At 68.0% G+C, this 13,279-nt stretch carries 14 protein-coding genes; 10 read left to right on the plus strand and 4 right to left on the minus strand.

The features are described from left to right. Positions 1-483 precede the first annotated feature (483 nt). The 7 genes from ACZ68L_RS27660 (at position 484) to ACZ68L_RS27690 (ending at position 5,769) form a co-directional block, all read left to right on the plus strand. On the plus strand, positions 484-1,101 hold the full coding sequence (locus ACZ68L_RS27660; RefSeq protein ID WP_469581681.1) for an HAD family hydrolase: 618 nt from the start codon (positions 484-486) through the stop codon (positions 1,099-1,101). A 106-nt stretch (positions 1,102-1,207) separates the two neighbouring features. After that, positions 1,208-1,462: a LapA family protein gene (locus tag ACZ68L_RS27665; RefSeq protein ID WP_469581683.1), complete on the plus strand. Its 255-nt coding sequence runs from the start codon at positions 1,208-1,210 to the stop codon at positions 1,460-1,462. A gap of 698 nt (positions 1,463-2,160) precedes the next feature. Next, positions 2,161-2,763 (plus strand): fasciclin domain-containing protein, encoded by a 603-nt coding sequence (locus ACZ68L_RS27670; RefSeq protein WP_469581685.1) that lies wholly within the window; start codon positions 2,161-2,163, stop codon positions 2,761-2,763. Positions 2,764-3,117: 354 nt separating this feature from the next. Beyond that, entirely contained in the window at positions 3,118-3,489 is a 372-nt protein-coding gene (locus ACZ68L_RS27675; protein ID WP_469581687.1) for a hypothetical protein, read from the plus strand. Then, positions 3,486-4,190, plus strand: a complete 705-nt coding sequence (locus tag ACZ68L_RS27680; protein WP_469581690.1) for a tyrosine-type recombinase/integrase — start codon at positions 3,486-3,488, stop codon at positions 4,188-4,190. The genes ACZ68L_RS27675 and ACZ68L_RS27680 overlap by 4 nt, the downstream gene beginning before the upstream one ends. Beyond that, positions 4,187-4,510, plus strand: coding sequence for a helix-turn-helix domain-containing protein (locus tag ACZ68L_RS27685; protein ID WP_469581693.1), 324 nt, complete (start codon positions 4,187-4,189; stop codon positions 4,508-4,510). Before ACZ68L_RS27680 ends, ACZ68L_RS27685 begins: the two co-directional genes overlap by 4 nt. After that, positions 4,507-5,769: a hypothetical protein gene (locus tag ACZ68L_RS27690; protein WP_469581696.1), complete on the plus strand. Its 1,263-nt coding sequence runs from the start codon at positions 4,507-4,509 to the stop codon at positions 5,767-5,769. The genes ACZ68L_RS27685 and ACZ68L_RS27690 overlap by 4 nt, the downstream gene beginning before the upstream one ends. Before the next feature lie 46 nt (positions 5,770-5,815). Here ACZ68L_RS27690 and ACZ68L_RS27695 read toward each other — a convergent pair whose 3' ends face one another. Beyond that, complete coding sequence (locus tag ACZ68L_RS27695; protein ID WP_469581699.1) at positions 5,816-6,292, minus strand: DUF6924 domain-containing protein; 477 nt, start codon at positions 6,290-6,292, stop codon at positions 5,816-5,818. A gap of 294 nt (positions 6,293-6,586) precedes the next feature. On the opposite strand from ACZ68L_RS27695, the gene ACZ68L_RS27700 reads away from it, so the two are divergent. After that, entirely contained in the window at positions 6,587-7,486 is a 900-nt protein-coding gene (locus tag ACZ68L_RS27700; protein WP_469581702.1) for a DUF4158 domain-containing protein, read from the plus strand. A 34-nt stretch (positions 7,487-7,520) separates the two neighbouring features. Continuing rightward, positions 7,521-9,032, plus strand: coding sequence for a transposase (locus ACZ68L_RS27705; RefSeq protein ID WP_469581704.1), 1,512 nt, complete (start codon positions 7,521-7,523; stop codon positions 9,030-9,032). 72 nt (positions 9,033-9,104) lie between these two features. Here the strand turns inward: ACZ68L_RS27705 and ACZ68L_RS27710 are convergent, their stop codons facing one another. Continuing rightward, the gene (locus tag ACZ68L_RS27710) at positions 9,105-10,442 is read right to left on the minus strand and encodes an MFS transporter (RefSeq protein ID WP_469581706.1); all 1,338 of its coding nucleotides are present in this window, start codon (positions 10,440-10,442) and stop codon (positions 9,105-9,107) included. Beyond that, entirely contained in the window at positions 10,439-11,104 is a 666-nt protein-coding gene (locus ACZ68L_RS27715) for an ArsR/SmtB family transcription factor (protein ID WP_469581708.1), read from the minus strand. Before ACZ68L_RS27715 ends, ACZ68L_RS27710 begins: the two co-directional genes overlap by 4 nt. Before the next feature lie 232 nt (positions 11,105-11,336). On the opposite strand from ACZ68L_RS27715, the gene ACZ68L_RS27720 reads away from it, so the two are divergent. Then, a complete protein-coding gene (locus tag ACZ68L_RS27720) occupies positions 11,337-12,026 on the plus strand; it encodes a recombinase family protein (RefSeq protein WP_469581711.1) in 690 nt (229 codons plus the stop codon). A gap of 246 nt (positions 12,027-12,272) precedes the next feature. On the opposite strand, the gene ACZ68L_RS27725 is transcribed toward ACZ68L_RS27720, so the two are convergent. After that, entirely contained in the window at positions 12,273-13,145 is an 873-nt protein-coding gene (locus ACZ68L_RS27725; protein ID WP_469581714.1) for an undecaprenyl-diphosphate phosphatase, read from the minus strand. Positions 13,146-13,279 lie beyond the last annotated feature (134 nt).

Here is a 13,279-nt window from a genome sequence, read left to right on the forward strand (position 1 = left end):
CGGATGCCACCACTGGTGTACGGCCGCCGCACGCCGCGTAGGGGCCGCACGCCGCGTAAGGTACGGCCGCTCGGCGTCCGGTGCTTCGCTCGGCGTACCGCGACCGTCTCCGCCGGTACGACGTCAAGGGAGAACCAGTCCGCGGTGACGACGGCCGTGCCGGACCCGGTGAGCACCGGCCGGCCCTCGGCACCGGGTGGCGGAAGCCGCACCGGTCGATGCGATGTGTTGCGCGACGGGAGCGGTGCTCGTCGGCTCCGGGCTGTGTCATGGTGCGGGCCGCCACGGGGTGCTGTACGGCGGTTGTCGTCGGGGCACCGGCGTGGGCGATCGTCGCCTACTGACGGGGGGGGTACGCCCCCACCGGCCGGGGGCACCAGCCGCTCCTTGACGTCCCCCCGGGCAACACCCAGTGTGTGCCTGTCGGAAGCGCCGGGGCGGACACCCGCCCCGGCGCCGGGAGCGGAAGCGGGAGAGGTCCGGATGGAATCGTGCTGCGTCGTCCTCGACATAGGCGGAGTGCTGGAGATGACTCCGGCCACGGGGTGGGAGGGGGCGTGGGAGCGGCGACTCGGCCTCCCGCCCGGGGCCGTGCACGAGCGGCTGGGTGACGTCTGGGAAGCGGGGAGCGTCGGGACGGTCGGCGAGTCAGGGGTCCGGGCACGGGTCTCGGCGGACCTCGGGCTGGACCCTGTGCAGACGGAGGCGTTCATGGCCGACCTGTGGGACGAGTACCTCGGCAGTCCCAACGAAGAGCTGATCGATTACGTACGGACCCTGGCCTCCCGTTGCAGGCTCGGCATCCTGAGCAACAGCTTCGTCGGCGCCCGGGAACGCGAGGAGAAGCGGTACGGCTTCGGCGATCTGGTGGACGACATCGTCTACTCGCACGAGATCGGCATCCTCAAGCCCGCGGCGGGCGCGTTCGAAGTGACGTGCGCCCGGCTCGGGGTGAGGCCCGCGGACTGCCTCTTCATCGACGACGTCATGGTCAACGTCACCGCGGCGCGTGCAGCCGGCATGCGGGGGCTCCTCTTCGAGTCCAACGCGGAGACGATCAGCGCCATCGAGAGGCACCTGACGCCGACGCGACCGGCCTGAGCGCGCACCCCGGCCGCGCTCTCCTGCCTCATGGCCCGGTGCGGAAAGGATGAGGATGAATCCGACTTGTCAGGACTAATCATCTAGGCCGCTCGATACTGGGACCATGGCACAGAAAACCTCTCGGCCACACGCCCCGCCGACCCTTTCCGTCAAGGGCCGCGACGTACGGCTACGCACCATCGGGCTCTTGGTGCTGGCGGGACTCGCGATCTGGTTCATCGCCGTGAACACCGAATCGATCGGCATCCGGTTGTGGGTCACCACGGTCACGTTGCCGCTCTGGGCGGTACTGACAGTCACCCTGCTGGTCGGGCTGGTCATGGGCGCGATCCTGACCCACCGCCGTGCGAAGCGCTGAGTCCCCGAACAGCCGATCCGTTTGGGGGCTCAGGGGGTCTTCGGAGTGCCCGTCTGCCGCGGTACCGTGCTGCGGCTGGTCGTCGTACTGCCCGTGCCGGGTGTGCCGGGCTCCGCGTGCGGTGGGCGTCGATGGCTACGGCCGCCCGCAGCCCGGCGCCTCGCCCTCCACGTCGCCGGCGGGGTGGTTGTGGCTGAGCGCTTCGGTCGGCCTTTCTGCGCTGGGAAGTTGGTCACTCCTCCCCAGAGGCGGGAGCCCGGCCGGCGGGCCGGTCAGTGGGACCCGGAGAACAGCGCGTTGAGTTCCGGGAAGGCCATGCCGTCGGCGAGCGAGTCGTATGCGCCGGTGGCGAAGAGCTCCTGCGAGAGAGCGGTCATTGACGTTGCCCCTCCGCCCGCCGCATTGGGACGGACCGTGGACGACTGATCGGGGCACTCCTTCCCCCGGAGTGTGTCCGCTCGGCTGCTCGTGCCCGCCGTTAATCAGGTGGCTCCGGGGGTGGTGGGCGAGTGGCGCAACCGGCCGATTTTTCTCGGGGTGCGCCCCGCACTGAATGCTGTCTAGGCTTGATTCGGTGGTCCACGAGGCATGCCGGAGCGGTGCAGACGACATCCGGGCCAGGTCGGCCACAGTCCTCGTCCTATGAGGGTCGCCATCGACACCTCACGGACCTCCGCCTAGAGGGAAGAGGTATCGGTATGAGGTCACATCGCATCCGCACGAGCGCCGCAGCGATCACCGCTGTGGTGGCCCTCCCGCTCTCGCTCGGCGCGTTCGCCCCGCAAGCGTTCGCCGGTGACGCGGCGTCCAGCCCGTCCAGCACACCGAGCCCGTTCGGCCCGGGATGCTCCCAGCTGCCGCACAGCGGCAAGGGCAGTGCCACCGGCATGTCCAAGGAACGCGTGGCCACGGCGGCGGCCAACAACCCGAAACTGACCAAGCTGGCACTCGCGTTGAAGGACGCCGGGCTCACCACCAAGCTCAATGACGCGAAGCACATCACGGTCTTCGCTCCCACGAACGCGGCCTTCGACAAGATCTCCAAGATGCAGCTTTCCAGCCTGCTCAAGGACAAGGCGCAGCTGAAGAAGGTCTTGACCTACCACGTCGTGGACAAGACCATCACCCCGAACGACCTTCCCAACGGCAGCTTCAAGACGCGGGAGGGCTCCATGCTCAAGACCTCCGGGTCGGGCACGTCGTTCAAGGTCAACGACACCGCCAAGATCGTCTGTGGGGACATCAAGACGGCCAACGCCACCGTCTACCTCGTCGACAAGGTGCTCATGCCCCCGTCCTAGGAGCAGCCCTGCTCCGGCTTCGATCGGCCGGTAGCAGGTGTACGGTTCCGCCTCCCGCCTCTCGCTTCCCGGGGAGGCGGGACCGTCAGCCCCAGGCAGAGGCAGCCGAGACCGGTGTCCGGCCGCGGGGATCTGTGCGTTGCTGCGCGGCGGATTCTCTCCAAAAAGGGTGAGCAATAGTCCCCGAGTTCCGCGTTTGCCCGCAGCTCCCGGGCACCACTGAGAGTGCCTGGACCTGGGCCTGTTACCTCGTTCGGGTGGCCGCAGGCCGTTCTGACCCAACCTCACCTGTAGTACGCAACCCTCATCCCTGTCGGGATTCCTTCAGCCTGGGTGAAGTCATGGAGGCGTGGGTTGGCTCTGGCCGTAGTACGCGATCTACGCGAGTACCGGGCACCGGTGAGCGAGGAGGATCTCGCCGAGTTCGAGACCGATGTGCTGGCGGGGTTCGTGCTCGCGCGGGCGTCGGCCGGTCTGGTCGACAGCACGATCCGCAACGACACCAACCACCTGGAGCTGATCCGGGACTGGTTCGGCCATCCGCTGTGGGAGATGGAGCCGGCCGACGCCGACGTCTATTTCGGCAAGGTGCTCCGCGACGCCAAGCCCTCGACGCGGACCGGGCGGGCCGGTGCGCTGACGGTGTACTTCCAGTTCCTCTGCGGCACAAGGTCCAGCTGCACAACCTCACCGGCCGTGTGGCCGAGTGCCCGCTGGATGAGATGAACCGGCCGCGGGCCTCGGTGGAACCGCAACTGCGGATCCCGCCCAGCGAAGCGGAAATCGAGACGCTGTTCTCTGGATGGCGCGAGGAGCTGGTGACCTGCCGCAAGTTCGGCCCGGCCGCCCGCAACTACGCGGTCGCCCGGCTGGCGGCGGACGTGGGGCTGCGGATCAACGAGGCACGGATGCTCGACCTGGACGACGTCCGGTGGGAACTGGGCCGTTTCGGCAAGCTCAACGTCCGGCACGGCAAGGGATCCCGAAGGCGGGGACCGAAGCCACGGCTGGTGCCGCTGATCAACGGAGCCGCCCGCAGCCTGCGGTGGTTCATCGAAGACGTGTGGGGCCACTTCGACGCCGACCACACCAGACCGGGCGCCCCGCTGTTCCCCTCCGAGCGCAAGAATCGGGACGGCTCCTGCTCACGGGCGACCGCCGATGTCTTCCGCCGGTCGCTGGCCGATGCCGCAGCTCAGCACCTGCCCACCTGGGCCGGGAAGCTCACCCCGCATGTGCTGCGGCATTTTTGTGCCTCCCAGCTCTATCTCGCCGGCATGGCCTTGTTCGCCATCCAGGAGCTACTTGGACATGCCTGGACCGGCACCACGGCCCGGTACATCCACGTCCACGGCACCCATGTCGAAGACGCCTGGGTCGCCGGCCAACAGCGCGCCACCGACCGGTGGAAAGGACTGGCCCAGTGAAGTGGAACCTTCGCCTGGCGGCCGCCAACCGCGGCATCTGGAAGGCCAGCGAACTCCAGCGGATGCTCGCCGAACGCGGCGTGGTGATCAGCATGGGCAAGATGTCGGGCCTGTGGTCCGGCCAGCCGAACACCGTCAAGCTCGACGAGCTGGACGTCATCTGCGCCGTGCTCGGCTGCGGCGTCGAGGAACTGCTCCTGCCCGAGCCGGAGCGAGTGCCGGAGCCAACACCGGCGACCGACTCGCAGGCCACCGTGGTGGGCCAGCCGCGCGCCATCACCCCGCGCCCCCGCACCGGCAGGTCCCTGCCTCCTCGATGAACTGCGTGCACTGCGGCAAGCCGCTGCCCGAAGGATCGCGGCGAGACCGGGCCTACTGCGACCATAAATGCCGTGCCCTGGCCTCCTACCACCGACGCAAAGCAGGCATCCCACCCCCGCCACGCTGGCAGCACCCCGCCCTGACCTCGAACAACTCCCTGCTCCGGTCGGCTGCCGCCCACGCCAAGCAGATCGGCGAGGCCAACGGATGGTCCGCGTCACTCCTCCGGTGCGCGATGGACGGCCTGACGGCGGTGCTGGAGGACCGCCCGCCCGGCAAACCCGTGAAGCTCACCGAAGTCCGTACGCGAGTACCGCGACATGCTTCCAGCCATCGGGTCGCCGAGGTCCTCACCGACCTCGAACTGCTCGAAGACGACAGCGTGTTGGCGATCCGCTCCTGGATCGAGGACCGCACCACCGAGTTACCCGCCAGCCTTGCTAGTGACGTTCGCGCCTGGCTGCTGGTCCTGCTCGACGGTGACAGCCGTGCCAAGCCCCGGTCCCACACCTGCCTCTACGTCTATTTCGGCTGCGTCCGCCCCCTGCTGGAGAACTGGGCGACGACCCATGGGCACCTGCGCGAGATCACCGCCGCCGACGTCACGGCTGCGCTGTCACCCCTACGCGGATGGCAGCGACGCAACGCCATCGCCGCACTACGCTCACTGTTCCGCTTCGCCAAGAAGCGCGGCCTGATCTTCGCCAACCCCACCACCCGCCTCAAGACCGAAGACATCCCTCGCAGCCTGCTGCCGATGACCGACGCCGAGGTCCTCGCCGTCCAGCGGATCGCCGTCACCCCAGCACAACGGCTGATCGTCGCCTTCGCCGCCGTCCACGCCGCCCGGGCTACGGCCATCCGACGCCTCACCTTGGACGACCTCGACCTGCCCAACCGCCGGATCACCATCGTCGGACACGCCCAACGGCTCGGCGAACTGCCTCACCAGACCCTGCTGGCCTGGCTCGCCCAGCGACGCATCACCTGGCCGAAGACTCCCAACCGGCACGTATTTATCAACGCGAAGACCGCCCACCGGGCCTGTCAGTGCCGAATACCTCAAGCGGCACCTGCTGCACCAGGGCATCTACCTCGAACGCATCCGCGGCGACCGGGTACTGCACGAGGCGCTGACCGTCGGCGCCGACCCGCTACACCTCGCCCTGGTCTTCAACCTGTCCCACACCACCGCGAGCCGCTACGCGGCAATCGCCCAGAACCTGCTCGACGACCAGATCGAGCAGACCGCCGATGATGAAGATTCTTGATTTTGGCTCTGGCCGCAGTTTCGTGAGCCCCGCTCAGAAGGACCGGTAGATCCCCTCGGGATCACCGTGAGCCCATGCCGCGTACTCCTCGAAGCCCAGGTTGCCGATGCTCAGGTTCGCGTGGACGTCGTGGACCCCTGCGGGGATGGTGCGGAAATCGCGGCCGAACTCGGTTAGCTGTTCGTAGTCCTCATCGTTCACGCACTCCTCCCGCGTCAGCGTGGTGACAGCCAGCAGCGCGTGGCTTTCGGCCTGCATGGTTATACGGTCGGCGAGGAAGACAACGGCTAGGTCGTCATCAGCGCAGACCGCAGTCAGCACCTTGTCAACGGTCGCCCCTGCCCAGGCCAGATGGTCGATGAAGTGGACGTGCGCCTCGTACTGCCTGTCTCCCCAGGGCTTCATCAGCGCCGCCGCCACGTCCTGCCACGCCTGGTCGTCGTGGTAGTCGGTTCTGACGACCAGGGCATCGAACTCATCACGGCCGGTGACGGCGGGCAACGCTCTCATGGATCCTTCTCCTCGGTGACGATCGGTGAGCCGTGCCCGACTGTCTCATGGGCCGTTTTCAAGAATCCTCATCACCGAGGGCGCATGGGCATCCTGCCGATTCAGCAGCGACGAACCCACTGCACCTTCGAGCCTGCCAGCCGAAGACGCCGTGGGTTCCCAGTAAAAGCACCACAGTCACGCCGAACCCACGGCCGACGTGCCGGTAAGAACGCTGTCACCAGCCGCAATCGGCGGTGATCTTGCAACGGTGTCACCCATGTGGGTGAGTCCTGGGCCGTACGGCTGCGGTGAGTGAAGCTCTGCGAGGACGGTCGGCGATCGTGGCCCGTACCCCCGTTGGACCTGGATGACCTCGTCGAGCACTGGACGCTGCTGAAGGACGAGCAGGCACTCGTGTCCGGCAAGCGCGGTGCGACGCGACTGGGCTTCGCCGTGCTGCTGAAGTTCTACACGCAGTACGGCCGGTTTCCCCGAAACCGGGCAGAGCTGCCCGGTGAAGCCGTGGAGTTCGTCGCCCGGCAGGTGCAGGTTCCCGCCTCGGAACTGGAGTCCTACGACTGGACGGGCCGCACGGTCGAGTACCACCGTGCACAGATCCGGCAGCACCTGGGCTTCCGTGAGTGCAGCGTCGCGGACGCGGAGAAGCTGACGGAGTACCTGGCAGAGCACGTCGCGCACAGGGAACGCAGGCCCGAGCAGGTCCGGGTGGAACTGCTGGCGCGTTGCCGCACGGAGAGCATCGAGCCGCCCACGACGGGCCGGTGCGACCGCATTGTGGCGGCTGCCCTGCGGACGGCTGAGGAGTCGCTGACTGTTCTGATTTCCTCGCGGCTGACCGCGGAGAGCGTGGAGCGGATCGTGGCCTTGGTGTCGGGTGGCACCGACGACCAGGACGACGACGGAACCGCGGGCGGCGGCGCGGAGGGCGAGGACGCGCCGCCGGTGCTGGCGAAGGTCAAGGAAGCGCCGGGCAACGTGAGCCTGGAGACGATGCTCACCGAGATCGACAAGCTGCTGGCGGTGCGGGCGATCGGTCTGCCACGGGATCTGTTCATCGACGTCGCGCCGAAGGTCGTGTCCGGCTGGCGGGCGCATGGTCTACGAGGTCGGCGCCTTCCAGGCCCTGCGCGACCAGCTCAAGTGCAAGGAGATCTGGGTGGTCGGCGCCGACAAATAACGCAACCCGGATGAGGACCTGCCGCAGGATTTCGAGGCCCGGCGGGCGGTGAACTACCGGGAGCTGCGCAAGCCACTGGACGCCGCGGTGTTCGTCGACGAGCTGCGCGAGCAGATGACGGCCGAACTGACCCTGCTCCACGACAAGATGCCCAAGCTGTCCTGGCTGGACATCGCGGAACGGAAGTCCGGGGCGATCCGGCTCACGGCGGCCGAGGCCCAGCCCGAGCCGCGCAACTTGCGCAGGGTCAAGGGCGAGGTACAGAGGCGGTGGGGCATCGTGCCGCTCGTCGACATGCTGAAGGAAGCGGTGCTGCGGAGCGGCTGCCTGGACGCGGTCACCTCCGTCTCCGGCGGCGGCAGCCTCTCGCCGGAGGTGCTGGCCGAAGGCCTGCTGCTGGTGATCTACGCCTACGGCACGAACACCGGGATCAAGGCCGTCGCCTCCGGCGGCCACGGCCCCACCGAGGACGAACTGCGCTACGTGCGCCGCCGGTACCTGTCGGCGGAGGCCGCCCGCGCCATCGCCGTCCAGATCGCGAACGCCACCTTCGCCGCCCGCAGCACCGAGCTGTGGGGCCAGGGCTCCACAGCGGTCGCCTCCGACTCCACCCACGTGCGCGCCTACGACCAGAACCTGTTCACCGAGTGGCACTCGCGCTACGGCGGTCGGGGGGTGCTCATCTACTGGCACGTGGAGAAGAAGTCGCTGGCCATCCACTCCCAACTGATCAGCTGCACCGCCTCGGAGGTCGCCGCGATGATCGAGGGCGCCTTGCGGCACGGCACCACCATGGACGTCGAGGCCAACTACACAGACAGTCATGGCCAGTCGGAAATCGGGTTCGGCATCACGACGCTGCTGAACTTCGACCTCCTGCCGCGCATCAAGCGGATCAACAAGGTAAAGCTGTACCCGCCCGTGGCCGGCGAGCCGGACGCCTACCCGCAGCTGACCCCGGCGCTGACCCGCCCGATCCGCTGGGAACTCATCACCCAGCAGTGCGACCAGATGATCAAGTATGCGACCGCGATCCGGACCCGTACCGCCTCCACCGAGGCGATCCTGCGCCGCTTCAGCCGCAACGCCTCCCACCCCACCTACGCGGCGATGCTGGAGGTCGGCCGCGCCCAGAGGACCATCTTCGTGGCCCGCTACCTGCGGCTGCGGGACCTCCAGCGGGAGATCGAGGAGGGCCTGAACGTCATGGAATCCTCCAACGGCGCCAACTCCGTGATCGCCTACGGCAAGGGCGGGGAGATCGCCTCGAACCGGCGCGACGAGCAGGAGATGTTCGTACTGTGCCTGCGGATTCTGCAATCGGCCCTGGTCTACGTGAACACCCTGATACTTCAGGACATCCTCGGTGAACCGGAGTGGGCCGACTTCCTTACGCCTGCCGACCGGCGCGGCCTGACCCCGCTGTTCTGGTCGCACGTGCGTCCGTACGGGGAGGTCAACCTCGACATGGACACCCGCCTCGACCTTGCTGCGGTCAAACTTCCGGGTCCGCGAGTTCCGACGGACGCCGCCGACCAGCAGTCATCTGAGCGTGCGTGAAGCGTGGGCGAGGTCAGAAGGAGCGTTGAGAGGGAGGAGAAGGCCAGATGGTCCGCCTCCCTCCCGTAAAGGTTATGTCGCTACATTTGCACTGTCCTGTGAGGCGTCTTCCTTGGAATGCGGCTTCAGGACGCCCCGCCCGCGCGTTCGGTCTATCTCGCGCCATTCCGGCCGCAGTCCAGCCAGATTCGTGGTGAGGAAGTACGCAACCCCGCAGGTGAGCAGCACCGGCACGAGTCCGACAGCGGTCACCGCCGCCCCGGCGATCAGTCCGCCGAGAGGGATACCGGCCCACGCCAGCGAGTCACCGAGCGCGTTGACCCGGCCCAGCATCCGGCGCGGCACCCGCTCGACGAGGACGGCCCCCAGCACTGGGTTGACGAAGCCGGCACCGAACCCACTGACCGCGAAGACGGCCAGTACCACCCCCAGTGGGGCGTCGAAGGCGAGGATCAGGAACCTCGGTGCCCCGGCCAGCAGGAAGCCAGTGAGAACCACCACCCGCCGCCGCAGCCGGTGCGCGACCACTGCGGCGATCAGGCTCCCGCCGACCCCCGCGGCCCCCATCATGCTGCCCATCAGGCCGATCGCGGTCGGCCCGTTGCCGGACTCCTTGGCCCAGACGGGTACGAGCACCGAAGTGATCGCCGCGTCCAGCAGGTTGGTGATGCCGACCATGACGATGACGGTGAGCAGCAGCGGCTCACCGCGCAGGAAGGTGAAGCCCTCGCCGAACCGCCGCCAGTAGCCCGGTCCCGTCTCCCCGGCCGGCGAGGGGGCTTCCTCGGCCGCGTGCCCCATGCCGCGAGGCAGCGCGAGTTTGATGATCACCGATCCGAGGGCGAAGCAGCCCGCGTTGACGGCGAGCCCCGTCAGGGGACCGAGCAGTGCCACCAGGGATCCGCCGACCGCCAGACCGACGGTAGAGGCGAGCCGCTCGATCACGCCGGACAGACCGGTGGCCCGCTCCAGCGGCACCCGGCCACGTTCGGCTGCCTCCGGGACCATCACCTCCTTGGCCAGGTCGCCGGGTCCCCGGGCCGCGCCGATCAGCGCGACCAGGACCAGCAGAAGGGGAAAGGAGAGCAGGTTCAGGGTGTGGAGCAGGGGAACTGCGGCGGCGGCGGTCGCGCTGGCCAGATCGGTGGTCCAGGAAATGGCCCGCGGGCCGATCCGGTCCACCAGCGGTCCGGTGAACGCCTTGACCACCACGTAGGGAGTCATCTCGCAGAAGGCGACCAGTCCGGTCTGGGTGGCGCTGCCGGTGGTGACGAGGACGAACCAGGGCAGTGCCACAACGGAGATCCGGGTGCCGGTCAGCGATACGGCCATGGCCGCCAGCACTCCGCCCAGCGGCCGTAAGGACCTCTTGCCGGGTATGCCGTCGGCCTCCGAGGCGTCGTCGGTCATGACGTCGGGCTTCCTTCCGCTTCCTGAGGGCCAGAAGGGAGCGACGACGCGGCAGGCGCATCCAGTTCGGGCAGGATCTGCGTGATCACGGCGACCCGTTCGGCTCCCTCGGGGGCACTTGCCGCCGAATCCGGGTCGTCTCGCCGGTAGCGCGTGATGACTTCCGTCAACTCACGTTCCAGGGCGGCGGCTTCCTCGGGCGTGAGCCGAAGGGCCCAGTCGCTCATGTCGAAGGTGTTCCGCCATGCGCCGGGCATCGTCTGAAGCCCGTTCAGGGTCTGCTGCGTGCGCAGGGTGTAGATGGCGGCGACGGACTGCAGGTAGGCCAGTGCGGCCTCGGGCTCCCGCTCGGCCAGCTCCGGATCGTTGAACCAGGTCGTCCGATGCACCGAACGCCACCAGCGCTCTCGCGCGTTGCCGCGTTCGGTGTCCTCCTCGACGAAACCGGCCGCGCCGAGCTGCCGGAGGTGGTAGCTGGCCGTACCGGAATTCACGCCCAGCCGCTCCGCGAGGCGGGTGGCAGTCGACGGGCCGTACTTCCGCAGCAGCCCGACCAACTGCACGCGCACCGGATGCGCCAGGGCACGCAGCCCCTTGGCATCCAGGACAACCGAGTCCTCTTCAACGTTCGGGCCATCCGGCCTCTCCACTGCATCAGCCATGCAACACACCGTAGTCCGCAAAGGGTTCTTCGCAAAGGGTTCTTCGCGAAGAACCCTTTGCGGTTCAGCTCGCTTGCGATGTGCCGCTGCTCATCTATCGACCGATTGATGCGCAAGATCGGTAAGCGGCAGTGCGCGGCCGGATCGACGCCGGATCATGCCCATAAAACGGTGTCAGAAAGTCGATGTGCTCAAGAACTTGAGGAGCACCGTTTTCTGTACGATCTGGCGGGTGCAGCCACCCCAGGACGACGACACCGCCGATCTCCTCGCCCCCGTCCCGGCCGTACGGACCGGTGGCCTTGTGGGATACGGACGCGTGTCCGCCAAGGGGCAGTTGCTCGACCGGCAGGTCCACGCGCTCACCGAAGCAGGGTGCATCCGGATCTTCGCCGACAAGAAGTCCGGCAGGAACGCCGAGCGCGAGGAGCTATGGAAGGCCCTCGACTTCCTCCGCGAGGGCGACACCCTCGTCGTCCCGTCGCTGGACCGGCTCGGCCGCTCTCTCCAGGACCTCATCGCCATCGTGTCCGGCCTGCGGAAGCGCGGCGTCGGCTTCACCTCGCTGCACGAGGCGCTCGACACGACGACGCCCGGCGGGCGCCTGGTCTTCCATGTTTTCGCGGCCCTCGCGGAGTTCATCCGCGAACTCATCGTCCAGGGCACCAACGAGGGCCTGGACGCTGCCCGCGCCCGAGGTGCCCGGCTCGGCCGCCCGCCGGCCATGACCGACGAACAGGTACGTCACGCCCGCGACCTGCTCGCCCGCCCGGAGAACACCGTCACCTCGATCGCGAAGCTCCTCGGGGTCTCCCGCAACACCATCTACAACTACGTGCCCGAACTGAAGGGCGGCCGTCTCGCGCTCGCCGAGGCGACCAACACGGCAGAACTGCCCCGACCCTCCAGGTCAAAGGACTGATCACCGCCGTTTGCGGCTGGTGACACGGTTCTTACCAGCACCCCAAAAGACCGGACCGTACACAGCGGCGGCAGCGCCTACGTGCCCCGCCGATGCCGACCTGCTTCCCGAAAGCTACATCTGGGCCGACCACCAACTCGACGCGGAGCAGACCGAGGCTCTCGGCACAAGCTGACACCGCCGGACATCAGCAGGGCGAACGCTGCCTGAGGCGACACTGGCACCGAGCCCTGGAGCGATCCCCGGCTACCCCGCGGACTCGCCCGCGTGCGGGCTCAGCACCCCGGCCGCCACCAGCGCGAACAGAACCAGCCCGAGAAGCACGCGGTAGATGACGAACGGCATGAAGCTCTTGGTCGTGATGAACTTCATGAACCAGGCGATGACGGCATAGCCGACGCCGAACGCGATGAGTGTGGCGAAGATGGTCGGCCCCCAGGACACATGTCCCTGCCCCGCGTCCTTCAGCTCGAAGACTCCCGAGGCCAGCACCGCCGGGATCGCCAGCAGGAAGGAGTAGCGGGCCGCCGCCTCGCGGGTGTAGCCCATCAGCAGACCGCCGCTGATGGTGGCGCCGGAGCGGGAGACACCCGGAATCAGCGCCATCGCCTGGCAGAAACCGAAGATCAGGCCGTCCTTGACCCCGAGTTCCTTGAGCGTCTTGCGCTCCTTGCTGGCCCGGTGCCTGCCGCCCGCCTCGTCGCGGGCGGCGAGCCGGTCAGCGATGCCCAGGACGATGCCCATCACGATCAACGTGGTGGCGATCAGCCGCAGATCCCGGAAAGGGCCCTCGATCTGGTCCTTGAAGGTCACGCCCAGCACACCGATGGGGATCGAGCCGACGATGACCAGCCAGCCCATCTGTGCGTCGTGGTCGCTCCGCATGGACCGGTCGACCAGCGAACGGAACCAGGCCGAGACGATCCGGACGATGTCTTTGCGGAAGTAGATGAGGACTGCCGCCTCCGTGCCGATCTGGGTGATGGCGGTGAACGCCGCACCCGGGTCGTGCCAGCCGGCGAACGCCGCGGTGAGCCGCAGATGCGCGCTGGAGGAGATCGGCAGGAACTCGGTCAGTCCCTGAACGAGGCCCAGGACGAACGATTCGAACCAGCTCATGGGGCTTTGGCCATCCCGGAGGTGATCGTGCATCGGCCGACGGCCGTGAGAGCCGTCGGCAGCGTGCGGATGTGGAGTCGAATGAGGGCAGGGCCGTGCCGCGCCCGGAGATCTTCGGTCGGTCGCGGGCAGGG

Source organism: Streptomyces sp. NPDC104309, assembly GCF_055584025.1.